This is a genomic window from Pseudomonas sp. UBA6276 (genome assembly GCF_002438365.1).
GTDB classification, from domain to species: Bacteria; Pseudomonadota; Gammaproteobacteria; order Pseudomonadales; family Pseudomonadaceae; genus Aquipseudomonas; species Aquipseudomonas coleopterorum.
Map to the genome: position 1 here is coordinate 24,689 of NZ_DJUS01000081.1, position 26,064 is coordinate 50,752.

At 60.1% G+C, this 26,064-nt stretch carries 26 protein-coding genes; 16 read left to right on the forward strand and 10 right to left on the reverse strand.

From position 1 onward, the window contains the following. Window positions 1–42: 42 nt before the first annotated feature. Entirely contained in the window at window positions 43–1,347 is a 1,305-nt protein-coding gene (locus tag B2V21_RS09580) for a carbohydrate porin (RefSeq protein WP_376787120.1), read from the forward strand. A 161-nt stretch (window positions 1,348–1,508) separates the two neighbouring features. Here the strand turns inward: B2V21_RS09580 and hexR are convergent, their stop codons facing one another. Beyond that, the gene (gene hexR / locus B2V21_RS09585) at window positions 1,509–2,369 is read right to left on the reverse strand and encodes a DNA-binding transcriptional regulator HexR (protein ID WP_177327977.1); all 861 of its coding nucleotides are present in this window, start codon (window positions 2,367–2,369) and stop codon (window positions 1,509–1,511) included. A gap of 211 nt (window positions 2,370–2,580) precedes the next feature. Between hexR and zwf the strand changes: the two genes are divergently transcribed. From zwf to B2V21_RS09600, 3 genes are read left to right on the forward strand one after another with little or no spacing between them, the layout of a single operon-like run. Beyond that, window positions 2,581–4,050: a glucose-6-phosphate dehydrogenase gene (gene zwf / locus B2V21_RS09590; RefSeq protein WP_056844964.1), complete on the forward strand. Its 1,470-nt coding sequence runs from the start codon at window positions 2,581–2,583 to the stop codon at window positions 4,048–4,050. Further along, a complete protein-coding gene (gene pgl, locus B2V21_RS09595) occupies window positions 4,037–4,750 on the forward strand; it encodes a 6-phosphogluconolactonase (protein WP_049861854.1) in 714 nt (237 codons plus the stop codon). Before zwf ends, pgl begins: the two co-directional genes overlap by 14 nt. After that, the gene (locus tag B2V21_RS09600) at window positions 4,747–5,433 is read left to right on the forward strand and encodes a bifunctional 4-hydroxy-2-oxoglutarate aldolase/2-dehydro-3-deoxy-phosphogluconate aldolase (protein WP_177327975.1); all 687 of its coding nucleotides are present in this window, start codon (window positions 4,747–4,749) and stop codon (window positions 5,431–5,433) included. Before pgl ends, B2V21_RS09600 begins: the two co-directional genes overlap by 4 nt. Window positions 5,434–5,520: 87 nt before the next feature. On the opposite strand, the gene B2V21_RS09605 is transcribed toward B2V21_RS09600, so the two are convergent. Beyond that, entirely contained in the window at window positions 5,521–5,763 is a 243-nt protein-coding gene (locus tag B2V21_RS09605; protein ID WP_049861856.1) for a DUF3820 family protein, read from the reverse strand. A 231-nt stretch (window positions 5,764–5,994) separates the two neighbouring features. Here B2V21_RS09605 and B2V21_RS09610 point away from each other — a divergent pair, with 231 nt between their 5' ends. After that, window positions 5,995–6,453, forward strand: coding sequence for a ferritin-like domain-containing protein (locus B2V21_RS09610; RefSeq protein WP_049861857.1), 459 nt, complete (start codon window positions 5,995–5,997; stop codon window positions 6,451–6,453). A gap of 57 nt (window positions 6,454–6,510) precedes the next feature. On the opposite strand, the gene B2V21_RS09615 is transcribed toward B2V21_RS09610, so the two are convergent. After that, entirely contained in the window at window positions 6,511–9,606 is a 3,096-nt protein-coding gene (locus B2V21_RS09615) for a multidrug efflux RND transporter permease subunit (RefSeq protein WP_286916714.1), read from the reverse strand. Further along, entirely contained in the window at window positions 9,603–10,751 is a 1,149-nt protein-coding gene (locus B2V21_RS09620; RefSeq protein WP_286916715.1) for an efflux RND transporter periplasmic adaptor subunit, read from the reverse strand. The genes B2V21_RS09615 and B2V21_RS09620 overlap by 4 nt, the downstream gene beginning before the upstream one ends. Before the next feature lie 221 nt (window positions 10,752–10,972). Between B2V21_RS09620 and B2V21_RS09625 the strand changes: the two genes are divergently transcribed. After that, window positions 10,973–11,317 carry a hypothetical protein gene (locus tag B2V21_RS09625; RefSeq protein ID WP_286916716.1) on the forward strand — a complete coding sequence of 115 codons (345 nt, stop codon included), beginning with the start codon at window positions 10,973–10,975 and terminating at the stop codon, window positions 11,315–11,317. Between the two features lie 2 nt (window positions 11,318–11,319). On the opposite strand, the gene B2V21_RS09630 is transcribed toward B2V21_RS09625, so the two are convergent. Both B2V21_RS09630 and B2V21_RS09635 read right to left on the reverse strand, forming a co-directional pair. Further along, window positions 11,320–11,634 carry a hypothetical protein gene (locus B2V21_RS09630; RefSeq protein ID WP_049861861.1) on the reverse strand — a complete coding sequence of 105 codons (315 nt, stop codon included), beginning with the start codon at window positions 11,632–11,634 and terminating at the stop codon, window positions 11,320–11,322. A 128-nt stretch (window positions 11,635–11,762) separates the two neighbouring features. Continuing rightward, on the reverse strand, window positions 11,763–12,662 hold the full coding sequence (locus B2V21_RS09635) for a chemotaxis protein (protein WP_286916717.1): 900 nt from the start codon (window positions 12,660–12,662) through the stop codon (window positions 11,763–11,765). 288 nt (window positions 12,663–12,950) lie between these two features. On the opposite strand from B2V21_RS09635, the gene B2V21_RS09640 reads away from it, so the two are divergent. The 7 genes from B2V21_RS09640 to alaC all read left to right on the forward strand — a co-directional run bounded on the left by B2V21_RS09640 (window position 12,951) and on the right by alaC (window position 20,382). Continuing rightward, the gene (locus B2V21_RS09640) at window positions 12,951–13,457 is read left to right on the forward strand and encodes a disulfide bond formation protein B (RefSeq protein ID WP_049861863.1); all 507 of its coding nucleotides are present in this window, start codon (window positions 12,951–12,953) and stop codon (window positions 13,455–13,457) included. Window positions 13,458–14,030: 573 nt separating this feature from the next. Beyond that, window positions 14,031–14,966 carry a ubiquinol oxidase subunit II gene (cyoA, locus tag B2V21_RS09645; RefSeq protein WP_286916718.1) on the forward strand — a complete coding sequence of 312 codons (936 nt, stop codon included), beginning with the start codon at window positions 14,031–14,033 and terminating at the stop codon, window positions 14,964–14,966. 3 nt (window positions 14,967–14,969) lie between these two features. Then, window positions 14,970–16,985: a cytochrome o ubiquinol oxidase subunit I gene (gene cyoB / locus B2V21_RS09650; RefSeq protein WP_282347818.1), complete on the forward strand. Its 2,016-nt coding sequence runs from the start codon at window positions 14,970–14,972 to the stop codon at window positions 16,983–16,985. A 3-nt stretch (window positions 16,986–16,988) separates the two neighbouring features. Then, complete coding sequence (locus tag B2V21_RS09655) at window positions 16,989–17,618, forward strand: cytochrome o ubiquinol oxidase subunit III (protein ID WP_049861866.1); 630 nt, start codon at window positions 16,989–16,991, stop codon at window positions 17,616–17,618. Beyond that, a complete protein-coding gene (gene cyoD, locus B2V21_RS09660; protein WP_286916719.1) occupies window positions 17,619–17,951 on the forward strand; it encodes a cytochrome o ubiquinol oxidase subunit IV in 333 nt (110 codons plus the stop codon). A gap of 10 nt (window positions 17,952–17,961) precedes the next feature. Then, entirely contained in the window at window positions 17,962–18,849 is an 888-nt protein-coding gene (cyoE, locus tag B2V21_RS09665; RefSeq protein ID WP_049861868.1) for a heme o synthase, read from the forward strand. 324 nt (window positions 18,850–19,173) lie between these two features. Continuing rightward, window positions 19,174–20,382 (forward strand): alanine transaminase, encoded by a 1,209-nt coding sequence (alaC, locus tag B2V21_RS09670; RefSeq protein ID WP_049861869.1) that lies wholly within the window; start codon window positions 19,174–19,176, stop codon window positions 20,380–20,382. Here alaC and B2V21_RS09675 read toward each other — a convergent pair. Further along, window positions 20,379–21,026, reverse strand: coding sequence for a DJ-1/PfpI family protein (locus B2V21_RS09675; protein WP_056844973.1), 648 nt, complete (start codon window positions 21,024–21,026; stop codon window positions 20,379–20,381). The genes alaC and B2V21_RS09675 overlap by 4 nt on opposite strands. 314 nt (window positions 21,027–21,340) lie before the next feature. Between B2V21_RS09675 and B2V21_RS09680 the strand changes: the two genes are divergently transcribed. After that, the gene (locus B2V21_RS09680) at window positions 21,341–22,126 is read left to right on the forward strand and encodes a substrate-binding domain-containing protein (RefSeq protein ID WP_049861871.1); all 786 of its coding nucleotides are present in this window, start codon (window positions 21,341–21,343) and stop codon (window positions 22,124–22,126) included. Window positions 22,127–22,152: 26 nt separating this feature from the next. On the opposite strand, the gene B2V21_RS09685 is transcribed toward B2V21_RS09680, so the two are convergent. Both B2V21_RS09685 and B2V21_RS09690 read right to left on the reverse strand, forming a co-directional pair. Beyond that, entirely contained in the window at window positions 22,153–23,004 is an 852-nt protein-coding gene (locus B2V21_RS09685; RefSeq protein WP_313661423.1) for a class I SAM-dependent methyltransferase, read from the reverse strand. Between the two features lie 153 nt (window positions 23,005–23,157). Next, entirely contained in the window at window positions 23,158–24,060 is a 903-nt protein-coding gene (locus B2V21_RS09690; protein WP_286916720.1) for a LysR substrate-binding domain-containing protein, read from the reverse strand. A gap of 124 nt (window positions 24,061–24,184) precedes the next feature. On the opposite strand from B2V21_RS09690, the gene B2V21_RS09695 reads away from it, so the two are divergent. After that, window positions 24,185–24,961, forward strand: a complete 777-nt coding sequence (locus tag B2V21_RS09695) for a 2OG-Fe dioxygenase family protein (protein WP_286916721.1) — start codon at window positions 24,185–24,187, stop codon at window positions 24,959–24,961. Between the two features lie 12 nt (window positions 24,962–24,973). Next, window positions 24,974–25,591, forward strand: a complete 618-nt coding sequence (locus B2V21_RS09700) for a LysE family translocator (RefSeq protein WP_286916722.1) — start codon at window positions 24,974–24,976, stop codon at window positions 25,589–25,591. Between the two features lie 47 nt (window positions 25,592–25,638). Here B2V21_RS09700 and B2V21_RS09705 read toward each other — a convergent pair. Then, the coding region (locus tag B2V21_RS09705; RefSeq protein ID WP_286916723.1) for an alkaline phosphatase D family protein at window positions 25,639–26,064 on the reverse strand (426 nt) is incomplete at its 5' end.

Here is a 26,064-nt window from a genome sequence, read left to right on the forward strand (position 1 = left end):
AGCAGACTTATCAACAAACCCAGACTGATCGGCCAATTGTCGATGCTTGGCGCCTTGAGTCTGGCCGGTAGCGTGCACGCCGCCGGCGCCTTCACCGAAGAGTCGCCGTGGATGACCGGCGATTGGGGTGGAGCGCGTACCGAGTTGCTGGAAAAGGGGTACGATTTTTCGCTGGAGTATGTGGGGGAGGTTGGTAGCAACCTGAACGGTGGCTACAACGACGACACCACCGCACGCTACAGCGACCAGTTCGCCCTGGGCGTGAAGATGGACCTGGAAAAGATCCTGGGCTGGAACGACGCCGAGTTCAAGCTGGCCATTACCGAACGTAGCGGTCGCAACATTTCCAACGACCGGATCGGCGATCCGCGTGCCGGGACCTTGAGTTCCTCCCAGGAAGTCTGGGGCAGGGGGCAGACCTGGCGGCTGACGCAGATGTGGTACAAGCAGGGCTATTTCGACAACAAACTCAACGTCAAGATCGGTCGATTTGGTCCGGGCGAGGAATTCAACAGCTTCCCGTGCGACTTCCAGAACCTGGCCTTCTGCGGTTCGCAGGTCGGCAACTGGGTGGGCAACATCTGGTACAACTGGCCGGTCAGCCAGTGGGCCTTGCGCATCAAGTACAACATAACGCCGGAAGTGTACGCGCAGGTGGGTGTGTTCGAGCAGAACCCTTCGTACCTGGAAACCGGCAACGGCTTCAAGCTTAGCGGTAGCGGCACCAAAGGCATGATCCTGCCGGTCGAACTGGTGTGGACGCCCAAGCTCAACGATCTGCCAGGCGAGTACCGTCTGGGCTATTACTACAGCACGGCCAAGGCCGACGACGTCTATGAAGACGGCAATGGCCAGGCAGCAGCCGTGTCCGGCGCCAGTTACAAGTCCCACAGCAGCAAGCATGGCGCCTGGATCGTGGCACAGCAGCAGTTGACCAGCCATAACGGCAGCGCTGCCCGTGGTCTGAGCATCTTCGCCAACGCCACCGTGCACGACAAGGACACCAACTTCGTCGACAACTACCAGCAGATCGGCCTGACCTACATGGGGCCCTTCGACGCTCGGCCCAAGGATGACATCGGCGTGGGCATCGCCCGCATCCACGTCAACGACGACGTACGCAAGAATCGTCGCCTGGTCAACGATCTGAACAATGTCGACGACTACGACAACCCCACCTACCTGCCGATCCAGGACACCGAATACAACGCCGAGATCTACTACGGGTTCCACGTCACCAACTGGCTGACCGTGCGGCCCAACGTGCAGTACATCAAGCACCCGGGCGGCGTGAATCAGGTGGACGATGCACTGGTGGCCGGCCTGAAGATTCAGTCCAAGTTCTGATTTGTGGTGTGCTCTTTACGGGTGACTTCGGTCGCCCGTTTTTTTACCCGGTGACGGGCTCACCGTAGGAGCGGTCATCGGCCGCGAAAGCCAGGGCACAGTCCATCTGCTTCACCGCAGCGCACTTTTCGCGGCCACTGGCCGCTCCTACAGATCCGTATTCAGTCCAGCCCATCTCCTGCCGGATAGCGGCTGACATTCAGGCTTTCCTTGATCTTCCTCAGGTGCGGCTGGAAATCCACCCCGCGTCGTAGCGTCATGCCCGTGGCCAGCACATCGAGCACGGTCAGTTGCACGATGCGCGAGGTCATCGGCATGTAAATATCCGTGTCTTCTGGCAGGGGTATGTTCAGACTGACACTGCTGGCCTTGGCCAGGGGCGAGCCCGCGGCGGTCAGGCCCAGCACCGAGGCGCCGTTTTCCCGCGCCAGGCGAGCCACTTCCACCAGTTCGCGAGTGCGCCCGGTGTAGGAAATGATCACGAACAGCTCACCGGTGTGGGCCACCGAGGCCAGCATTCGCTGCATGAGGACATCGGCATGCGCCGACACCGCCAGGTTGAAGCGGAAGAACTTGTGCTGCGCATCGAGCGCCACCGGCGCCGATGCGCCGAGGCCGAAGAAATGGATCTGCCGCGCCTGGATCAGCATGTCCACGGCGCGGCTGACCAAGGCCGGATCGAGTTGCTGGCAGGCGCTGTCCAACGAGGCAATGGCGCTGCCGAAAATCTTCTGGGTGTAGGCTGCAGGATCGTCGTCGGCTTCCACCGCGCGACTGACATAAGCCGCGCCGCTGGCCAGGCTTTGCGCCAGTTGCAGCTTCAGCTCGGGGTAGCCACTGACGCCGAAGGATCGACAGAAGCGGTTCACCGTCGGCTCGCTGACCTTGGCGGCTTGCGCCAGGGCGGCAATACTGAAGCGGGTTGCCTGCTGCGGATTGAGCAGAATGATCTCGGCCACCTTGCGTTCGGCCTTGTTCAGCTCATCGAGGCGGCTCTGGATCTGTTCCAGAAGGTTTCGCACACGGTCCATGGTATGTCCTTGGGTCTACTGCAGCCAGCGAGCATGTCTGGCCAGGCTGTCTTCACGGGTGGCTTATCCTACTGGTGGGCGCAGTGCGCCACCACCCGTATCTGTTTGAAGGGGCAAATGTTGTGGTTATTACTACATTCTGCCTTGAATCGCGCCCTGAAAAAGGGTATTTCTACGTCAACTTGATAGAAGAACAAACATCATGCCCTCAATGACCGCAGGATCATGCACCTTTGCCCTCTTTGGCGCCTTGGGCGACTTGGCATTGCGCAAGCTGTTTCCAGCGCTGTATCAACTCGATCGCGCGCAGTTGCTGCACGCCGATACCCGCATTCTCGCGCTGGCTCGCGAACCCGGTGACGAGGCCCACCACCTGGGTGTCATCGAAGCCGGACTGCGCAAATTCGTTTCCGAGGCGCAGCTTGAGCCTGAATCACTGCAGCGTTTTCTGGCCCGTCTGAGCTACGTGCACGTGGACTTTCTGGACGCCGACACCTACGTTGCACTGGCCGAGAAAGTCGGCGATGCCGAGCAATTGATCGCCTACTTCGCCACGCCGGCTGCCGTGTACGGCGCCATCTGCGAAAACCTGCACAAGGTCGGCCTGACCGAGCGCACCCGCGCCGTGCTGGAAAAACCGATTGGCCACGACCTGGAATCCTCGCGCCGGGTCAACGACGCCGTGGCGCAGTACTTCCCCGAAAACCGGGTCTACCGAATCGACCACTACCTGGGCAAGGAGACGGTGCAGAACCTCATTGCCCTGCGCTTCGCCAACAGCCTGTTCGAAACCCAGTGGAACCAGAACTACATTTCCCACGTGGAAATCACCGTGGCGGAAAAGGTCGGTATCGAAGGCCGTTGGGGGTATTTCGACCAGGCCGGTCAGCTGCGCGACATGATCCAGAACCACCTGTTGCAGCTGCTGTGCCTGATCGCCATGGATCCACCGGCCGATCTGTCCGCCGACAGTATCCGCGACGAGAAAGTGAAGGTTCTCAAGGCGCTCGCGCCGTTCACTGCCGATGGGCTGACCCAGCAAGTGGTCCGGGGTCAGTACATCGCGGGCTATAGCGAAGGCCGGCCTGTGCCGGGGTATCTGGAAGAGGAAAACTCCAACACCCAGAGCGACACCGAAACGTTCGTCGCGCTGCGCGCCGACATTCGCAACTGGCGCTGGGCCGGCGTGCCGTTCTACCTACGCACCGGCAAGCGCATGCCACAGAAACTGTCGCAGATCGTCATCCACTTCAAAGAGCCGCCGCACTACATCTTCGCTCCCGAGCAGCGCCTGCAGATCAGCAACAAGCTGATCATCCGCCTGCAACCGGACGAAGGCATATCGCTGCGGGTGATGACCAAGGAACAAGGCCTGGACAAGGGCATGCAACTGCGCAGCGGGCCGTTGCAACTGAATTTCTCCGACACCTATCGCAGTGCGCGTATTCCAGATGCGTACGAGCGGTTGCTGCTGGAGGTCATGCAGGGCAATCAGAACCTGTTTGTCCGCAAAGATGAAATCGAATATGCGTGGACGTGGTGCGATCAGCTGATCGCCGGCTGGAAGAAGTCCGGCGATGCCCCCAAGCCGTACGCGGCAGGTTCCTGGGGGCCGATGAGCTCGATTGCCCTGATCACACGCGATGGGAGATCCTGGTATGGCGATATCTGATTTACAGTTCCCCGAAGGGGTGAAGGTTCACGACTGCGTGAGCGCTCCCTTGTTGGCTGAAGCCTTGGCCGGCAAGGTGGCCGAACAATTGCGCGAGGCCATCGAGCGTCAGAACGTGGCGACCCTGGTGGTTTCCGGCGGACGCAGTCCGGTGGCGTTCTTCGAATGCCTGGCGCGTCAGAGCCTGGACTGGTCGCGCGTAGTGATTTCCCTGGCCGACGAGCGCTGGGTGCCCATCGAGCATGCCGACAGCAACGCCGGTCTGCTCAAGCGCCACCTGTTGGTCGGCGCGGTGGAGCAGGCTCGTTTCGTCAGTCTGTACCAGACCACTTCCAGCCAGGAGGAGGCCGCTGCAGTGGCCGATGATCTGCTTGGCCAATTGCCGCCGATCGATGTGCTGGTACTGGGCATGGGCGATGACGGGCACACCGCGTCGCTGTTTCCCGACAGCCCCAACCTCGAACAGGCTCTGGCACTGGACAGCGAGCGTCGCTGCTGGCCCATGCTGGCGCCCAGCGTCCCTCATCAACGCCTGAGCATGAGCCGCGCGCTGCTGGCCTCGGCCCGCTTCAAGGTGTTGTCGGTACAGGGCGAAAGCAAGTTGAGCACATTGCGCACCGCACTGGCTGGCGACGATGTCGCGCAGATGCCGATCCGCGCCTTCCTGCACTCCGCGCTGGATATCTACTGGTGTCAATGAATCAAGGAACCGCCGCAATGATCACCACCGAACAACAGCAACGCATGGTCGACAAGGTTGCCCAGATCGACGCCCTGGCGGCGCGTGCGCGAATCCTGCCCGTCATCACTATCGCGCGTGAAGAGGACATTCTGCCGCTCGCTGATGCGCTGGCGGCCGGCGGTCTGACCGTGCTGGAAGTGACCCTGCGTTCGGCGCTCGGCCTGAAGGCCATTCAGGTGCTGCGCGAGCAACGCCCCGAACTGCTGGTGGGCGCAGGCACCGTACTGACTCGGGAAATGCTGGCCGCAACCGAGCAGGCCGGCTCTCAGTTCACCGTCACCCCCGGTGTGACCCAGGACATGCTCGAGGCCGGTGTGGAAAGCTCGCTGCCCTTGCTGCCGGGTATCAGCAGTCCGTCCGAATTGATGATGGGCTACGCGCTGGGGTATCGCCGCTTCAAGCTGTTCCCGGCCGAGGTGAGCGGTGGTGTTGCTGCCATCAAGGCGCTGGGCGGGCCTTTCCCGGAGGTACGCTTCTGCCCAACCGGCGGCGTGGGTCCAGGCAACATCAACAGCTACATGGCGCAGTCCAACGTGATGTGCGTGGGCGGCTCGTGGATGCTCGACAGCAAATGGATTGAAAACCGCGATTGGGCACGCATTCAGGAGTGCAGCGCGCAAGCACTGGCTCTGCTCGATTGATCAGACTTCGTTAGGCGCTTCATGGCTGTCTTCAGTGCGCTTGGTCGGCGCACTTTTTTTTGCCTGGAATAAAGCCCCCTACAGGGCCTAGCGGCCATCGGCAATGCGCGGCTTGCCATGTTTGGCACGCAGCGGATCGAGCAGGTCGGACAAACCGTTGTGATCGATTTCCTGCATGAGGGCCAGCAGACCACCCAGCTCTCCCTTGGGAAAACCCTCGCGTGCGAACCAGTTCAGATAATGCCCTGGCAGATCGGCAATCACCCGGCCTTTGTACTTGCCGAAGGGCATTGCAAATGTCACCAGGGATTCGAGTTTTTCGGGGTTCATGGGCAGGTCTTCGCAACGAGTTTCATTTCATGGACAAGGTGACAAAGGTTACATGCATTCTGCACGAGCGCATAATTCGCGATCATGCATAAAGAGGGTAGGGTCGGCGGCTGATTAATCGCAAGCCACTGATCTATAAGACAATAACCAATAACAGCGATTTGGCACGAAGCCTGCTCCTGCTCATTCATCCCCAACCCGGTTTCCGATTTTCTCAGGAATTGAACAAAGATGAATGGTCCCACCAAAAGCGTGATTTCGATTCTCAACAATCTGATCGAAACCTGCAAAGACGGTCAGGAAGGCTTCAAGACGTGCGCCGAAGACATCAAGAACCCCGAGCTCAAGGCGCTGTTCACCAAGCACGCGCACGAATGCGCCGAGGCGGCTGGCGAGTTGCAAGCCGAAGTGATCGCTCTGGGCGGTACCCCTGAAGACTCGACCAGCCTGAGCGGCGACCTGCACCGCCGTTGGGTCGACGTCAAATCGATTTTTACCGGCAAGGATGAAGAAGCGGTCTTGAACGAAGCCGAGCGTGGCGAAGATGTGGCACTCGCGGCCTATAAGGACGCCTTGGCCCAGCCACTGCCCGCCCATGTTCATTCCATCATCGAGCGTCAGCAGCAGGGGGTGCAACGCAATCACGACGAGATCAAGGCGCTGCGCAATATCGCTCGCGCCCATAGCTGAGTAGGTTTGAGCAATAGAAGAACGCCCGCGTATCGGGCGTTTTTTTATGGGTGGTGTTCAGTGGCTGGCAGGCAGTGCGGGTGTCCGCGAACCGTCGGTGTGGTGAAACAGCCGCTCCAGTTGCAGATAGATCACCGGGGTGGTGAACAGCGTCAGCACCTGGCTGATGAGCAGGCCGCCCACCACCGCAATACCCAGCGGCTGGCGCAATTCCGCACCGGCGCCGTAGCCGAACATCAACGGCAACGCACCCAGCAGTGCAGCCAGGGTGGTCATGATGATCGGGCGAAATCGCGTCAGGCAGGCTTTGTGTATCGCTTCACGCGGGGGCAGTCCTTGGATACGTTGCGCCTGCAGGGCGAAGTCGATCATCAGAATGCCGTTCTTCTTGACGATGCCGATCAGCAAGACCAGGCCGATCAAACCCATGATCGAGAAATCTTGTCCCCACAGCCATAGCAGCAACAGGGCACCGAGTCCAGCCGAGGGCAGGGTCGAGATGATCGTCAGGGGGTGGACGAAGCTTTCGTACAGCACGCCCAGGATGATATAGACCGCCACCAGCGCGGCCAGAATCAGCCAAGGTTGGCTGGCCAGTGAGCTTTGAAAGGCCTGGGCTGCACCCTGGAAACTGCCGGAGATGGCAGCGGGCATGCCCAGTTCCGCCTCCGTGCGTTCGAGCAACGCCACGGCTTCGCCCAACGCAACGCCTGGCGCCAGATTGAAAGACAGGTTGGCAGCGGGAAACAGACCGTCGTGACTGATCGACAAGGGGCCCTGAGTGGGCGGCTCCACTCGGGCGACGGCCGAGAGCGGTACCATTTCACCACTCAGCGCTGAGCGCAGATAGAAGTACTGCAGGCTCTGGGCCTTGCCGCGTTGGTCCGCCTTGAGCTCCAGAATGACCTTGTACTGATTGGTCTCGGTCTGGAATTCGTTGATCTGGCGCTGACCGAACGCATCGTACAGCGCCTGATCGATGTCGCTGGCGGTCAGGCCGAAGCGTGCTGCGGCCACGCGATCGATGCTGATCTGCGTCACGCTGCCGCCCAGCTGCAAGTCGTTGGACAGGTCGCGGAAGGCCGGGTTGGCCCGCAGCCGCTCGGTCAGACGCTGGGTCCACAGGTTCAGGGTGGGCCCGTCATTACTCTTGAGTACGTATTGGTACTGACTACGGCTGGGGCCGGCGCTCAGGTTGATGTCCTGCCCGGCGCGCAGGTACAGCACCACGCCCGGGACCTGCGCCAGTTGCGGCCGCAGGCGGTCGATGAACTCGCTGGCCGACACGTCTCGCTCGCCCTGGTTCTTCAAGCCGATCCAGAACCGTCCAGTAGCAATGGTCTGGTTGCTGCCTGTCACGCCGACAGCGTGGGAATAAGCCCGGACCGCCGGATCTGCGCCGACGATGCGGGCCAGAGCGAGGTGTTTTTCCTGCATGTCCTTATAGGAAATGTCCGCCGCCGCCTCGGTTGTGCCCAGCACGAAACCGGTGTCCTGCACCGGGAAGAACCCTTTCGGGATGAGCACGTAGCCTGCGACTGAAAGGCCCACGGTCACGGCGAACACGGCCAGGGTGACGCGCTGGTGCGCCAGCGCGCGTATCAGCCCCTTGTCATACCAGTCCAGCAGACGCGCACCGAAATCGGCGCGCGTGGTGTGCGCGGGTCGGCGCATGAACAGCGCGCACAAGGTCGGTGCCAGGGTCAGGGAAACCACGACCGAAATCAGAATGGTCGAGGTCGCCGTCAACGCAAACTCCTTGAACAGCCGCCCGACCACGCCCCCCATGAACAGCAGCGGAATGAACGCGGCGATCAGCGAAAAACTGATCGACACCACCGTGAAGCTGATTTCGCTGGCACCCTTTATCGCCGCTTCGCGCATGCCATCGCCGGCTTCCAGATGGCGATGGATGTTCTCCACCACGACGATCGCGTCGTCGACCACGAAGCCGACGCTGATCACGATCGCCACCAGCGTCAGATTGTTCAGGCTGAAACCCATCAGGTACATGGCGGCGAATGTCGCGACCAGAGACACACCCAGCACGCTCGACACGATCAGCGTGGCTGACAGCTGGCGCAGGAACAGGGCCATGACCGCCACGACCAGCAATACGGCGATCAGCAGCGTCAGCTCGACTTCGTGCAGGGAAGCCCGGATGGTCTGGGTGCGGTCGTTGAGCACGGTGACGTCCACGGTCGCCGGCAGCATCTCCTGCAAGCGTGGCATGGCGGTGAGGATGCGGTCGACGGTGTCGACGATATTCGCGCCCGGCTGACGGAAAATCGTCAGGTTCAACCCCGGTTGATCACCGGACCAGGATTGCACGTAGGCATTCTCCGCGCCCTGGATCACCGTGGCGACATCCTTGAGCCGCACCGGCGCACCGTCACGGTAGGCCACCACCAGTTGCGCGTATTCGTCGGCCTCGAACAGTTGATCGTTGGTAGCCAGTGTCGACACGCTGGTGTCGCCGTACAGAGCGCCCTTGGCCAGGTTCAGGCTGGTCTGCTGGATGGCGCCGCGCAGGTCGGCCAAGGTCAGCTCCAACGCAGCCAAGCGCTCGGGAGCCGCCTGCACACGAATCGCCGGGCGTTGCTGGCCGGTGATGTAGACCTGGCCGACGCCCTCGATCTGGCTCAGTTGCCGGGCCAACAGCGTTTCGGTGTAGTCACTCAACACATGGGTGGGCATCTGCGCCGAGCTCACGCTGAGGATCAGCACCGGGCTGTCACCCGGGTTGACCTTGCGCCAGGTTGGCAGGTTGGGCATGTCCTGCGGCAGACGTCCAGCTGCAGTATTGATTGCCGCCTGGACCTCTTGCGCGGCGGTGTCGATGCTTTTGCTCAGGCTGAATTGCAGGATCAGATTGGTCGATCCCAGTGCGCTGCTGGAGGTCATCTGGGTCATGCCGGGGATGGCGCTGAATTGCACTTCCAAAGGTGTAGCGACCGAAGACGCCATGGTCTGCGGACTGGCGCCGGGCAACTGGGCGTTCACCTGAATGGTCGGGAAATCCGCTTCGGGCAGCGGCGCGATTGCCAGCCGGGTAAAGGCCAGGCCACCGAGCAACACCAGGGCAAAGGTCAGCAGAACGGTGGCCACCGGGTGGTCGATGCACCAGGCGCTGACCGAGCGCCCGGTGCTCATGGCGCGGTCGCTGCGTTGCCCGTCGCCGGCTCGACAAGCTGTACTGGAGCGCCTGGCCTCAATCTTGACTGCCCGTCACTGACCAGCACGTCACCCGCCGCCACGCCTTCTATTAGGCTTTGCGTGGAGTTCTGGTAAAGCACCTGCACCGGAACCTGCTCGACCTTGGCGTCGGTCACACGGTAGACGTAATGGCCGTCGATCCCGCGCTGGACCACGGCCAATGGCACTACCAGGGCATTGCGCTCGACCCCGACCTGCAATCCGACACTCACCAGCTGACCTGGCCACAAAGTGTGTTTGCCGTTATGAAATTCAGCCTTGGCGCGAATGGTACCGGTGTTTGCCGCAATCTGGTTGTCGAGCAGGGTGAGGTGGCCTTCACCGACCTGCGTGCCCGTCTCGGTGTCGCCATTTATGTACGCGCGCACCACCGCTGGCTGCGGCTTGTCCAGCAGCGACTGCAGGGTGGCCAGTTCCTGCTGCGGCAGCGAGAACTCGACAGCGATGGGGTCGATCTGAGTCACCGTGAACAAGCCTTCGGCATCACTGACGCGCAGGAAATTACCGGGGTCCACACGGCGAATCCCGACCCGACCGGTCACCGGCGAACGAATCTGGGTATAGGACAACTGCACTTGCGCCGCAGCGATGGCGGCCTTGTTGCCTTGCAGGGTTGCGGTGAGCTGGTCGAACAGGGCTTGCTGTTCGTCGAGCACCTGTCGGGAAATACCGTTGTCACGGCTCAGGTCCTTGTAGCGGCGCAGGTTGATCCCTGCCACTTGCAACTGCGCCTGGCTCTGACTGGCTTGCGCCTGAGCTTGAGCCAGGCTGGCGCGAATGGCGCGATCGTCGATGCTGGCGAGCGCATCCCCTTTGTTCACCCATTGGCCTTCTTTCACCGCGACCTGGTCAAGAATACCGTCGACCTGCGCGCGCACGGTCACGCTATGCAATGAAAGCACCGAACCGATGCCGGTGAGGTAACGCGGAACATCGGCCTGCACCACGCTGACCACCCGCACTGGGATGGGCTGGGCCGGTGCTGGCTGGTTGGGTGAGGTGCGCTTGAACAGCCATGCCGCGACGACCACGACGACGAGCAGCAGACCTGCCACGAGCAGGGGGCGGATGGCTATGCGCATGCGGATCGGACACCGGCAGGGGGGAAGATCGGGCAGTTTGACCTTAGTCGCGCTGCCTTGCCAAGCCCAGGCCTGTGGGTGGCCGGCCCTAGGCAGCCGACGCCCATGGAGCTATTGCGGTTCGCCTAGGAAAAAATCGCTCAGATCCAGAGGCGTTTAACCGTTAGACCCGTCGGGTTTTTCCTACAAGGTGTGCTGAATAGACCTATGGAACTGCCCAGTTGATCACCAGAGACTTCTTTCCTTACAACAAGTCGATAAATGAAGGAAGGCCAGTGATCGTTATGGACTGTGTGAAGTATGGCAAAGGATTGCTGCTGGCGAGTCTGATCCCCGTGATGCTGGCCTTGCTGTACGTCAGCACGTTGCCGGCGGCGATCAAGTGCTGCGCCTTTCAACTGGCCCTCGCCTTGGGCATGCTGTTGGTGTTATCGACACGCCAGCCATGGATTAGGGTGCTGGTGGTTGCTTCATTCATGCTCAAGTTCGCAGCGCTGGAAGCACTCGACGAGAAAGCCGGCAGCATGCCGTTTGTCAGCATCCTCTATGCATTCATTCTGCTTTGACGTTATTTGCCCTGTACCGAATCCCACTGAGTGACGAATGCCTTGCGGCTTTGCTTGTGGTACAGACACAGCTCGGCGCCAGGCTGATTCTTCATGTGCGCCTGTGGATAACGGCCTTGGATGAGCACTGCGGTGTAACCCACGCGGTCTTCGAATTCGGCAGGCGCGCTGGCCACCCGGGCCTGTTTCAATGTGGTGGCTTTCAAGCAGCTGCTCGCGACGCGTTTGTCGTGTTCCGCCCAGGCTTGGTCGGTCGACGCCATCGCTTGAGTGGTGGCGCCGCCGAGCGCGAGCAAAAGGATCAGGTGGGTTTTCATGGTCAGGGAGCCTCAGCGGTGTAAACGGGCACCCATTATGCCTGGGTACCTTCCATCCATGTCCCGTTCATCCAGGCACCGCTGACCTCACGGCGTAAGTGCGCAGGTACCTTTATGCCGCAGTGGGCTCAGCGCGCCTGTTCGGCGACGAAACGTGCTGCGGTGATCAGGCAGCCGGTCAGTTCGGGGGAGGAGAATTTCGTCAGCACGGCATTGGCGCCGGCCAGCCGAGCCTTCTCGCTGTTCATCGTACTGTCCAGCGAGGTGTGCAGCAGAACGTACAGATCCTTGAAGTCCGGCGTTTCTCGCAAAGTGCGGGTCAGCGCGTAGCCGTCCATTTCCGACATCTCGATATCCGATACCAGCACATTGATCTGCGCCTCGGTGCCCTGCAGTTCCAGCAGGCAGTCGATCGCCTCGCGGGCGCTGCGCGCCGTCCGACATTCGATGCCCAGGGTGCGCAAGGTGATGAGCGACTGCTGCAACGCCACGTGGCTGTCGTCCACGACCAGGATGTTGGCGTTGGCCAGGCAGCGGGCATCGGCGTCGCTCAAGCGCTGGGGTTCGCCCTGCAGGCGCGCCGGGGCAATGCCGTGGATGACTTTCTCGATGTCCAGTACCTGCACCAGCGCACCGTCCACCTGGGTCACCCCGGTAATGAACGACTTGGTGCCAGAACCGTAGGGTGGCGGACGGATATCGGTGCTCAGGCAATGCACTATGCGACTGACGGCCTGAACGTGCAGGCCCTGCTTGGAGCGACTGACGTCCGTGACGATCAGGCACCCGCCGGACGGATCGAGCAAGGGTTGCTCACCGATCGCTCGGCTCAGGTCGATGACGGACAACGCCTGGCCCCGCAGGGTTGCCACCCCTTTGACGTGGGGATGTGCTTCGGGGAGTCGGGTCAGGGCAGGGCAGGGGATGATCTCGCTGACCTTGAGCAGGTTGATGGCCATCAACTTGCCGCTGCGCAAGCTGAACAACAGCAAGGAAAGGGAATCTGCGCGGGCGTTCTGGGTTGCCATGTGAACCTTCTTGATGGAGCCGATGCGGGGCGGCGAACGACCCGCCAAAGGAGTGCGTTGCCTATGTATCGACTCGACACGCGCAGGCTTTAACGAGATCGCCGTGCTGGCTGCCACGCCTGGCTTAACGTCGGTTTAATCACGCGCGCCATACTGTGTGCGGGTTGGCAGAAATTTCTGGTTACACCGTATTTCCAGAGTTTTCCTACAGTCCACTTGGCAACCCAGCGTGTAGACTGGCGCCCATCTAAAAACCTGCCCGTTCTGACCTGTGAAGGGAAAGCTGCAATGAATGAAGTCAACCTGCGCCTGAACCGCGAGCGACGTTTCCTGGTATTGCTGGGCGTGATCTGCCTGGCCTTGATCGGTGGGGCGCTGTACATGCAGATCGTGTTGGGCGAAGCACCTTGCCCATTGTGCATCCTGCAACGCTATGCCTTGCTTTTCATTGCCCTGTTCGCCTTCATCGGCGCGGCGATGCGCGGCCGTACCGGTGTGACGGTATGCGAAGGGTTGGTGGTGCTCAGCGCCGTGGGCGGCATTGCGGCGGCCGGGCGTCATGCATGGGTATTGGCCAATCCCTCGGTCAGTTGCGGCCTCGACACGCTGCAACCGATCGTCGACGGGTTGCCCCTGGCCGATCTGATGCCCAGCGTGTTTCAGGTCCAGGGTTTCTGCTCCACACCTTATCCGCCGGTGCTCGGCCTGTCGCTGGCGCAGTGGGCGCTGGTGGCTTTTGTGATGACGGCTATTCTTGTACCCGTAGGCATCTATCGCAATCGAACACGCGCCTGATGGCGCCGGGGGTATCGGCCTTGTCATTATTCGTGCCGGAAGTCGATTCCGCCTTCGGCGTGTAACGGCGAAGATGCGACAACCTGTCGTCGGCAATTTCGCGAAAGCCCCTAAAATACGGGCCTTCGCAAGGGTTTTCAGGGGTGCGACATCGTGTCGCAAGGCTTTGAAAGTGCGTCGGATTGTTGCATAATTTGGAAATACCTGTTGCTGGATTAGTCGTAGTCAATGGGTAAAGGGCTCACTACAATCGCGGAAATTTCAGCAGGTCAGTGCCTCAAAAAGGGCAGGTCGGTGGCGCTTTTGCACCATTGGCAGGCACTTTTCATACCGTTGGTACGGCTTGGCTGAACCCTTGAGTGGTCCGTGCACTCAAGGGAAAGAGTCTGCAATCCTCTGGATTGCACAAGTCATGACAGCTGCACCGTTCCAGACCGGTCTTGTCACCCCGCAGCAACTGCGAGCCTGGCATGTCCGTATTCAATCCCGATATAAATGCTGGCGCTTGGCAGGTCGAAGTGTTGGCTACCAAAACACAATTGCATTGAAGCAAGCTGCTCTAGAGGTCGTGAGATGAGTAAAAAGCGTTACCCCAGACTGTTTGGCATACTGCCCTTTTTAGGCATGCTTTTTCTCGGCGGGTGCAAGTGGACCCTGATCGACTCGAAAGGGCAGGTGGGCATCGACGAACGCAACCTGATCTACATCGCCACCGGGCTGATGTTGCTGGTGGTGATCCCGGTCATCGTCATGGCGCTCGCGTTCGCCTGGAAGTACCGTGCCTCCAACAAGGAAGCCACCTATACGCCTGAATGGGCGCACTCCACCAAGATCGAACTGGTGGTGTGGGGCATCCCGCTGCTGATCATCATCGCGCTGGGCTACGTGACCTACGTGTCGACTCATCACCTGGATCCGTACCGTCCGCTGGATTCCGAGCACAAGCCGGTCACCATCCAGGTCGTTGCGATGGACTGGAAATGGTTGTTCATCTATCCGGAACAAGGCATTGCCACGGTCAACAAGATCGTCTTCCCGGCCAACGTACCGGTCAACTTCCGCATCACCTCCGACTCGGTCATGAACTCGTTCTTCATTCCGCAGCTGGGCGGCCAGATCTACGCAATGGCCGGCATGCAGACGCAGTTGCACCTGATCGCCAATGAAAACGGCGAGTTCGACGGCATCTCCGCGAACTACAGCGGTGCAGGCTTCACCGGCATGAAATTCAAAGCAGTCGCTACGACCCAGGCTGATTTCGATGCATGGATCAGTGAAGTGAAGAGCGCGCCTAAGCAGCTCGATGCAGCTACCTACGAAGCGCTGGCCAAACCTAGCGAGAAAAATCCGGTCGAGCTGTATTCCTCGTACGTCCCGAACCTGTTCCAGACCATCATCGACAAGTATGAAGGCATGAACCCAGGTAAAGGCGTCAGCCACGAGGGGAAGCAAGCCTCGAACGAAGGGATGGACATGGGCAAGAATTCAGCTGCTGGGGCAGAGGAGTAAAAGATGTTCGGTAAACTTAGTCTGGAAGCGGTGCCCTTCCACGAGCCGATAGTGATGGTGACACTCGCCGTCGTTGCGGTGCTCGGGGCGGTGGTGTTCGGTCTGATCACCTACTACAAGAAGTGGACGTACCTGTGGACCGAGTGGTTCACGTCGGTCGACCACAAGAAAATCGGCGTGATGTACATCGCCGTTGCCATGGTCATGCTGCTGCGCGGCTTTGCCGACGCCATCATGATGCGCTCGCAGCTTGCGGTCGCCACGGGCGGTTCCACCGGCTTCCTGCCACCGGAACACTACGACCAGATCTTCACCGCTCACGGTGTGATCATGATCATCTTCATGGCCATGCCATTCATGATCGGTCTGATGAACATTGTCGTGCCGCTGCAGATCGGCGCTCGCGACGTGGCTTTCCCGTTCCTGAACTCGGTCAGCTTCTGGCTGTTCGTGGTCGGCGTGCTGCTGGTCAACATCTCTCTGGGTGTCGGCGAGTTCGCCAAGACCGGCTGGGTGGCGTATCCGCCGTTGGCGGGGTTGCAATACAGTCCGGGGGTAGGTGTCGACTACTACATCTGGGCCCTGCAGATATCCGGCTTGGGTACCTTGCTCACAGGCGTCAACTTCATCGTCACCATCCTGAAGATGCGTGCGCCTGGCATGACGCTGATGAAAATGCCGGTGTTCACCTGGAACTGCCTGTGCACCGCGGTCCTGATCGCTGCTTCGTTCCCGATCCTCACCGCTGTTCTGTTCATGCTGACCCTTGACCGCTACTTGGGCTTCCACTTCTTCACCAACGAGCTTGGTGGGAACCCGATGATGTACGTCAACCTGTTCTGGGCCTGGGGCCACCCCGAGGTTTACATCCTGATCCTGCCGGCCTTCGGTGTGTTCTCGGAAGTAACCTCGACGTTCTGTAAAAAGCGTCTGTTCGGCTACGTCTCGCTGGTATGGGCAACGATCGCCATTACCGTGCTGTCGTTCGTGGTCTGGCTGCACCACTTCTTCACCATGGGTTCGGGGGCCAACGTCAACGCCTTCTTCGGCATCATGACAATGGTCATCGCGATTCCGACCGGTGTGAAGATCTTCACCTGGCTGTTCACCATGTACCGTGGCCGCATCGAGTTCACCACTCCGATGTTGTGGACCATCGGCTTCATCGTGACCTTCAGCATCGGCGGCATGACTGGCGTACTGCTGGCGGTACCGGGCGCTGACTTCGTGCTGCACAACAGCCTGTTCCTGATCGCTCACTTCCACAACGTGATCATCGGTGGTGCGGTATTCGGTTACCTGGCCGGCTTCGCCTTCTGGTTCCCGAAAGCGTTTGGCTTCAAGCTCAACGAGCGTCTGGGCAAGTACTCGTTCTGGTGCTGGCTGGTCGGTTTCTACCTGGCGTTTATGCCGTTGTACGTGCTGGGCTTCATGGGCATGACCCGTCGCCTGAACCATACCGACAACCCAGAGTGGACGCCTTGGCTGTACGTGGCTTTCGTCGGTGCACTGTTCGTCGCCGCCGGTATCTTCTTCCAGCTGCTGCAACTCTATGTATCGATCCGCGATCGTCACAAGAATCAGGACGTTTCGGGCGACCCATGGGATGGCCGTACCCTGGAGTGGTCGACTTCGTCGCCACCACCGTTCTACAACTTCGCCGAGCAACCAGTGGTTTCCGACCTGGACGCTTACTGGGGCATGAAAGAGCGTGGTGAAGCCACTGCCAACGCCGCGGACTACAAGCAGATTCACATGCCGCGCAACACTGGTATGGGTGTGCTGATGTCGTTCTTCGGTCTGATCCTGGGCTTCGCCGCCATCTGGCACATCTGGTGGGCGGCTGCGATCGGCCTGGCCGGCATGGTCATCACCCTGATCGTGCGCAGCTATGACGACGACATCGACTACTACGTACCGGCTGAAGAAGTCGCTCGTATCGAAGGTGAACGCATGGCTCGCCTGGCAAACGCTGCACGAGTTGATTCTCGTCTGAACTCCACGGTGGAGAAGGCTTAAACAATGTCTAACGCAACCTTAAACGCGGAAGTGGCTCACCAACACGAGCACGGTCACGACGATCACGATCATCACGATTCCGGGGGCATGACTGTCTTTGGTTTCTGGATCTACCTGATGACCGACTGCATCCTGTTCGCGTCGATCTTCGCCGCCTACGCAGTACTGGTTAACAATGTCGCCGGTGGCCCGTCGGGCCACGACATCTTCGAGCTGCCCTTCGTGGCAGCCGAGACTGCACTGCTGCTGTTCAGCTCCATCACGTATGGCTTCGCCATGCTGGCGCTGCACAGCAACGACAAAAGCGGCGTGATGAAGTGGTTGTTCGTCACGTTCCTGCTGGGTGCAGGCTTCATCGCGATGGAGATCTACGAGTTCCACAAGCTGATCGAAGAGGGCTTCGGCCCGCAGCGCAGCGGCTTCCTGACCGGGTTCTTCACCTTGGTCGGAACCCACGGCCTGCACGTGACCAGCGGCTTGATCTGGATGGCGGTGCTGATCGCCCAGATCAAATCCAAAGGCCTGACCGCAACCAACAACACGCGCATGAGCTGCCTGAGCCTGTTCTGGCACTTCCTGGACGTGGTCTGGATCTGCGTGTTCACCGTCGTCTATCTGATGGGAGCTCTGTAAATGGCAAACCCTCATACCACTTCGGCCGGTAGCAGCCACGGTAGCTACAAGTCGTACATGATCGGTTTCGTGCTGTCGGTCATCCTGACCGCGATTCCGTTCGGTCTGGTGATGTTCCCGACGCTGTCCAAGGAAGCCACGCTGTGGATCGCGCTGATCTTCGCGGTGGTCCAGGTGCTGGTTCACCTGGTTTACTTCCTGCACCTGGACCGCACGTCCGAACAGCGCTGGAACGTGATCGCCTTCGTCTTCTCGGCGTTGATCATCGCGTTCCTGGTCGGTCTGTCGCTGTGGATCATGTTCAGCATCCATCACTTCATGATGGCGAAGTAAGGAACCCGGCATGTCCGTTAAGCACTTTATCCAAATCACCAAACCGGGGATCATTTTCGGTAACGTGCTTTCCGTGGCAGGTGGGTTCTTCCTGGCCTCTCAAGGGCATGTCGACATTGGGCTGTTCCTGGCCACAGTGATCGGTACATCGCTGGTGGTGGCATCGGGCTGTGCATTCAACAACTGCATCGACCGCGACATCGACGTGAAGATGGAACGCACCAAGAACCGCGCATTGGTCCAGGGGCAGATTTCGGTGAAGGTCGCATTGATCTTCGCCACACTGCTCGGGGTCGCCGGGATGGTCATGCTGTACGCATTGGCCAACCCTCTGGCGGCGTTGTGCGGTCTGATCGGCTTCGTGATCTATGTAGGGTTCTATAGCCTCTACCTGAAGCGCAAGTCGGTGCATGGTACGTTGGTCGGCAGTCTGTCCGGTGCCATGCCTCCGGTGATCGGTTACGTGGCAGTCAGCAACAGCTTCGATCTGGCGGCTTTGACGTTGCTGGTGATGTTCAGCCTGTGGCAGATGCCTCATTCGTATGCCATCGCGATCTTCCGCTTCAATGATTATCTGGCAGCTTCGATTCCAGTGTTGCCGGTGAAGCGCGGAATCGTGGTGGCCAAGAAGCACATCCTGCTCTACATCTTGGCTTTCCTGCTGGCGACGCTGATGCTGACTCTGGGTGGATATGCCGGGATGAGCTATCTGGCGGTGGCGGCGGCCATGGGCATGTACTGGTTGTATATGGCTTGGACGGGCTACAAGGCGGTTGATGATCGAGTCTGGGCGCGCAAGCTGTTCGTGTTCTCGATCTTCACCATCACTGCCTTGAGCGTGATGATGTCGCTGGATTTCAAGGTGCCCAGTGAGTTGCTGCTGACTTACGCGCACTGATTTTGCTGCAGCGATAAAAAAGCCCCGAATCGAATAGATCCGGGGCTTTTTTTTGGGCAGAGGTTGGGTCCGTGGTGCGGCCTTCGCGGGCAGAGCCCGCTCCCACAGGGACTTTCGTGGAACCGGGCTCTGCCCGCAAGGGCCGTACCCCAGACCCGGCCCTCATCTGTGGGAGCGGGGCGGGCGGCGAGCCCTCTGCCCGCGAAGGGCGCACCGCATATTCCGCTTTACAGCCCCGCATCGGCCCGATTATCGTTCGACCTGGCCACCGCAGTGGCCAACGTCGCTCGGACGGTTCCGGGCGCTTACGTCTCCGAGGAAATCATGGCCGAACCTGTTCGCCCGCGCCGCTTTGCGCGCATCGATCGTCTCCCCCCTTATGTGTTCAACATCACTGCCGAATTGAAGATGGCTGCGCGTCGGCGCGGCGAAGACATCATCGACCTGAGCATGGGTAATCCCGACGGCGCCACGCCGCCCCACATCGTCGACAAACTGGTGACCGTTGCCCAGCGCGAAGACACCCACGGCTACTCCACTTCCCGTGGCATCCCGCGGCTGCGTCGGGCGATCTCGCGCTGGTACAAAGACCGCTATCAGGTCGATATCGACCCTGAAGACGAAGCCATCGTCACCATTGGTTCGAAGGAGGGCCTGGCCCACCTGATGCTGGCGACCCTCGACCAGGGCGATACCGTTCTGGTGCCCAACCCCAGCTACCCTATTCACATCTACGGTGCAGTGATCGCCGGTGCCCAGGTACGCTCGGTGCCGCTGGTGCCCGGTGTGGATTTCTTCAACGAGCTGGAACGGGCGATCCGCGAGTCCATTCCCAAGCCGAAGATGATGATCCTGGGCTTTCCTTCCAACCCGACCGCGCAATGCGTGGAACTGGATTTCTTCGAGCGGGTGGTAGCACTCGCCAAGCGCTACGACGTTTTGGTGGTGCACGACCTGGCCTACGCCGACATCGTCTACGACGGCTGGAAGGCGCCTTCGATCATGCAGGTACCGGGCGCCAAGGACATCGCCGTCGAGTTCTTCACGCTGTCCAAAAGTTACAACATGGCAGGATGGCGAATCGGCTTCATGGTCGGCAATCCCGAGCTGGTCAACGCTCTGGCCCGGATCAAGAGCTATCACGACTACGGCACGTTCACACCCCTGCAGGTGGCGGCCATCGCCGCACTCGAAGGCGATCAGCAGTGTGTGAAAGACATCGCCGAACAGTACCGCCAGCGTCGCAACGTGCTGGTCAAAGGTCTTCACGAGCTGGGTTGGATGGTGGAAACCCCCAAGGCTTCGATGTACGTCTGGGCGAAGATTCCCGAGGACTACGCCCATCTTGGTTCGCTCGAATTCGCCAAGAAGCTGTTGGCCGAAGCCAAGGTCTGCGTCTCGCCTGGCATCGGGTTCGGTGACTATGGCGATGATCACGTGCGCTTTGCCCTGATCGAGAACCAGGATCGCATACGCCAGGCCGTACGTGGCATCCGCCAGATGTTCCGGGCCGACAAGGCGGATCGTTCCTAGCCTGGCAGGTCGCGCCACTCGTACTGCATCTGGCGCGCGGTGATGCGCGCTGCGTCACCGCCCAGCAGCCTCGCCACCAGATGCAGGCTCATGTCGATACCGGCGGAGATCCCGGCACTGGTGACCAGGCTGCCGGCGTCGACATAGGGTACATTTTCCTGCACGTCCAGGTCCGGGTAGCCTTCACGGAGTTCCTGGATGTCGGCCCAATGGGTGGTCACGCTGTGTCCTTGCAGCAGGCCAGCCTTGGCCAGAATCAACGCCCCGCTGCACACCGACGTCAGCAAGCCTGTCGACGATGCCATCCGGCGCACCCAAGCCAGGGTCTGCGGATCATTTACGGGCTGATCGATCACACCACCCGGTACTATCAGAACGTCGCAAGGCAGTTCGTCATCGAACTGCGCATCGGGCTGCACCCGCAGGTCGTAGCGCGCAGTAAGCAGCTCGCGACTGGCCGCGACTGTGCTGACGAGAAACGGTGGATGAGCACTGAGGCCGTCGCGCAAGGCGATGCGCGTGGCGACACTGAACACCTCGTAAGGTCCTGCGAAGTCGAGGATCTCGATACCGGGATACAGCAGGATGACCACCTGCAAGGGGCGGTCGAAAATCTGCAGTTCGGGGGGCAGGGCGTTGGGCATACGTTCACTCCAGTCTGGAGCAGGCATGATCGGTCCGGAGCTTGCGTGGGTAAATGACAGTTACCCCACAGATCCTGCCAATGCATCGTGCGACGCATTGCCGTAATGAGCGCTCGACTGTCCGGAGAAATTGTTTCGCCAAGTTGCAGTTGCCCGAGAACACCTTTTTAAATGGCAACCTGATCCTGGCTTTTGGCCGATTACGCGTAAACTGATCATTCCTCGCGAGGCGGTTGACCTTCACTGCACTCGTTCGCTTCGCCTCTGGCCAGTCATCGGCCAGGCTTCATCTTCAGTTTCAGGATCATATTGTCATGACCAAACGGCTCACCAGCGCTCTGCTGGCTTGTGTATTACTCGGCTCCAGCGCCGCCCACGCGCAGAAAGCGCCCCCACCGGTTCAGCTGTCGTTGCTCGGCTCCGGTGGTGTGGTCAGCGCCATGCAGACCATCGTCGTCGAATATGAAAAGGCCACTGGGGTCAAAGTCACGGTGTTGCCTTCGCCGGCCATCGGCGACAACCCCATGGCGATCTCCAGTCGACTGGAGCGCGGCGAGCGTGCGGACCTGGTGCTTACCGAAGACGCGGCCCTGAACAAACTCATTCAATTGGGTGAAGTGCAGCGCGAGCCACGGGTGGATGTCGGCAAGTCGTTCATTGCCATGGCGGTACGCCAGGGCGAGGCCAAGCCTGACATCGGCAGTGTCGACGCCTTTCGCAAGACGTTGCTTGACGCCCGTTCGCTGGCCTATTCCAACAGTACCAGTGGCCTGTACCTGTCGCATCTGTTGTTCCCGCGCATGAAGCTCACCGAGCAGCTTCGCGATAAAAGCAGCCTGGTCGACAACGAACCGGTGGGGGCGGCCGTCGCTCGGGGTGATGTGCAATTGGGGTTCCAGCAATTGAGCGAGCTCAAGGCGGTACCGGGTATCGACATCGTCGGTCTGATTCCCGATGCGGTGCAGAAGATGACGCTGTATTCAGGTGGCGTTACGCGTACCAGCGCTCACCCTGAAGAGGCCGCGGCGCTGCTGCAGTACTTGAGCACCCCGGCGGCCCGGCTGGCAATTGAGGAAAGCGGGCTGACGCCGGTGCACTGACCGGCCCCGGCCGCTCGCTATGGGCGCTAGAGAAACCTGACAGTGTGAAAGGCCACCGTGTTGTAGGGCACGGTGATTTCCTGTTTTTCCTTGAGATCCGGATGTGTGGCGATGATTTCGCGCACTTTCTGGAAAATCGGTTCCTGCTGCTCTGGGGCAAGGGCAGAAATGAAGCTGATCGAGCGTACCCGGTTGAGGATGACGTCCTCTGGCGTACCGGTGTACGTATGGGTGAACCGCTTTTCCACCAAGGGCGTGAATCCGCTGTGAGGGAATGCTTCCCGCCATTTCTGGGTATAGAACCGTGGGCTGTCTCCGGCCACATCGCTCACGATGTCCGCGATCTGGCGCACCCAGTCGTGGCTGGTGTCGCGCAGGTTCCAGATCATCCCCAAGCGTCCTCTGGGTTTCAGCACGCGGTAGATTTCCGCCATGCTGGCGGCATTGGCGAACCAATGGAAGGAGTGGGCGCAGACCACGGCGTCTACCGACCCACTTTTGAGAGGGATTTCCTCGGCAGCTCCTTCGAGGACTTTCACGTAGGGGTTGTCGGCCCAGTTGTGTTCCAGCTGTGCACGCATCGCCGCAACAGGCTCGACGGCGAACACTTCGGCGCCGGCCTCAAGCAGTCGCGGAATGAACTTGCCGGTCCCTGACCCCAGGTCGAGTACCGTTGTGTGGGGTGGGTCCCATTTGCTGTGCGGCTTGATCTGAATCGTCTCGCGCAACCAGTTGTCGAGCTCCTTGGGGTAGTCCGGACGGCCCTTGTCGAAGGCGTCGGCCCCCTGCAGGTAGCCCTTTGCAGCCGTCGATGGAAGGATGCCCTGGAGCTTTTCGGTCAAGTTCTTGATTTGCAGAATATCGCCTAGGTTTTTCACGTTCGCCCCTCGCACGCTTGCTGGCGCTGTCGTAGTCGCCAGGCTGATGGAACAGCGGAACACCCAACCAGCCTCGGTGGGCGTTATAAGACAAAGCGTAGCGCAAGGTGGACGAGGCGGTGGTTAATTCCTGCTGCACCAGACGAGGCCGGATCAGAGGGGGGTGGCAGACGTGCCTTCAAGCCCTTGGGCCACCGATGCCTGCGCCTGGAGCTCCAGCCACTGACGAAAAACCCTGCATTTCCGGCTTTCTTCGGTCGACCGCGCCGACAGCAGGAAATACCCGGACCCGTCGCGTACAAAGCCAAAGGGTGCGACCAGTTGGCCCGAGGCGAGCTCTTCTTCCACCATCATCATCGACGCCATGCTCACGCCCAGGCCTGCAGTGGCCGCCTGAAGGCACAAGTAGAAGTGCTCGTAATCGATGGTCGTGACATCGCAGGCCACTTGCTGCACCAGACGCAACCACTGCTCCCAGGCCGCGGGTCGTGTTCGGCTGCGAAGCAGGTGCACGCCGCTCAATCGTCCGGCCGGCCCTGCCAGGCTGGGCGCGCACACCGGGCCCACCCATTCCGGACACAGTGCGCTGCTGTGCACGGTGTCATCCCAGTGGAAATCATCGCGTCGGATGGCCAGGTCTGCGCTACACCGAGAGAAATCGATCGGTCCGCCCGCTGCCAGCAATTGAATCTGGATGTCCGGATGCGCCTTGTTGAAGGCGGGCAGGCGTGGAATCAGCCATTTCATTGCGATGGTCGGCTCGCAGGACAACACCAGAATGTCTTCGCCGGCTTTCTGCTGTACCTGACGAACCGCCTGTTCCAGCTGCTCGAACATCGGTTGGGTCACCTCATGCAGCAGACGTCCGGCATGGTTGAGAAACACCGCACGGTTGCGTCGATCGAACAGCTCTACGCCCAATGCCTCTTCAAGCGAGCGAATCTGGCGGCTCACAGCGCCATGAGTGACGTGCAGTTGCTCTGCGGCCTTGATGAAACTCTGCGTTTGCGCGGCAGCGTTGAAAAAACGGAAGGAAGCGAGGGGCGGGAGGCTCATACGGGCAACGAAATCTCACAGGTTTCGATGACTATAAATCGTTTTTTTCAGCCCAGGCAAAACTCCATGATGGCGCTCGTTGCCGAGGATTCTGGCGACCTGACCAATAAAATGGAGAAAATCCATGGACAATATTCATAAGCGTGCAGTGCCCATTGGCAATCTTGCTCCCCAGCTGTATACGCCACTGATCGCCGAAGTCTGCGATACCGTAAACCGCAATGGGTTTGTTTTTCTGCAACCGCCCATGGTCGCAGCCTTGCTGAACAGTGCCGTACCCGGCTTCGTCCAGGGCTGGGAAGATTTTCGGCTGTCATGGGATCATCTGGACCGGGACGCGTTCATGGGCGACGGTGGTACCTATCGCTTCCGCCGTTACGCCACCTTCTTCACCGAGCAGGGCAGTCGCCACTGGCAGCCCAGTCCTCACCAACCGCATTACCAGACCACTGTGCACAACCCACTCAATGGCGGCATTGTCCGGCACTTTGCCCCGATCCCGACCGAGCTCTGCGAAGGCCTGGTTTTTTCGGCGGTGATGGATCTGTGTTGCGCCTGCTTCAACGTGCTGGCGCCACACTGCGCATGGCATATCGAAGTTCATCAGTTCCGCATCGATGCGTCCGCGGGCGCCGCCTCTCCCACGCCCGAAGGTGTGCACCGGGACGGCGTCGACTTTGTATTCATGCTGATGGTCAACAGGGTCAATGTCGTGGAGGGCGAAACGTCCATCTACGATAACGACCAGCGGCTGCTGGCCAGGCATTCGATGATCCATGAACTGGAAGCTGCGCTGCTCAATGACGCACAGGTCCGGCACGGTGTCAGCGCCATCATCCCGATACACCCCGATCGACCTGCCCACCGCGATGTACTGGTCGTTACTTTCAAGAAACGCTGACGGAATGTGGTCATGAACGAATTACTGGCAGTAGCCCTGATTACCGTATTGGCTGTCATCAGCCCAGGCCCCGACTTCGCCATGGTCACGCGCAACAGTTATGCCTATGGGCGGCGCAGTGGACTGATCGCGGCATTGGGCATTGCCTGCGGTGTACAGGTGCATGTTTTCTACACCGTGTTCGGTATTGCCGTGATCATCACGCAATCGCCCCTGTTGTTCATGGCCATGAAATGGCTGGGTGCCGGTTATCTCATTTACCTGGGGCTGCGCTCACTGTTCAACACGTCAAAGTTGGCGCTGGATACCGTCGAGGGTGCGACACCGTCTCTGTGGAGCGCTTTTCGAATGGGCTTTTTCACCAATGCGCTCAATCCCAAAACGATGCTGTTCGTGGTGGCGACCTACAGTCAGGTCGTGCAGGCAGGCAGTTCGATGACGACGAACTTTGCCTACGGTCTGTTCATGTCGTTCTCGCACTGGGTGTGGTTCAGCATCGTGGCGCTGTTCTTTTCGTCCGGGCCATTGCGGCGGCGGATGCTGGAGAAGCAACGCCTCGTCGATCGCGTGATCGGCACCGCGCTCATCGGGTTGGGCGCGAGCCTGGTGCTGCCGGGCCTTGTTGGCTGAGCCATGGCATCGCAAGCCGTCTGCCATGGCGCTTGCGGTGCAACCGATCAGGCCGGCTGCAGTTTCTTTTCGAACACCACCACGCCGTCCAGGTCGCGCAGTTGCACAGTCATTTCCCCGCTTAAGCCCTCGATCTGCACTTCGCCGAAAAACTGGAAGCCCGCGAACGGCGAAGTGTTCTGCGCAGGCGGCGCTTTCTGGAAAACCACTTGCGGACCGAACGTGGCATCGAGCGGGTTGGGCCCGAAGCTGCCGGCATTCAACGGTCCGGCGACGAACTCCCAGAAGGGCTCGAAGTCCTGAAACGCAGCGCGGTCGGGGTGGTAGTGGTGGGCTGCGCAGTAATGCACATCGGCCGTGAGCCAGACGGTGTTGGCGATTTTTTGCTGGCGCAGAAAACCCAGCAGCTCGGCGATTTCCAGCTCGCGACCCTTGGCAGCGCCGTCATCGCCGTTGGCGATCGCCTCCCAGCG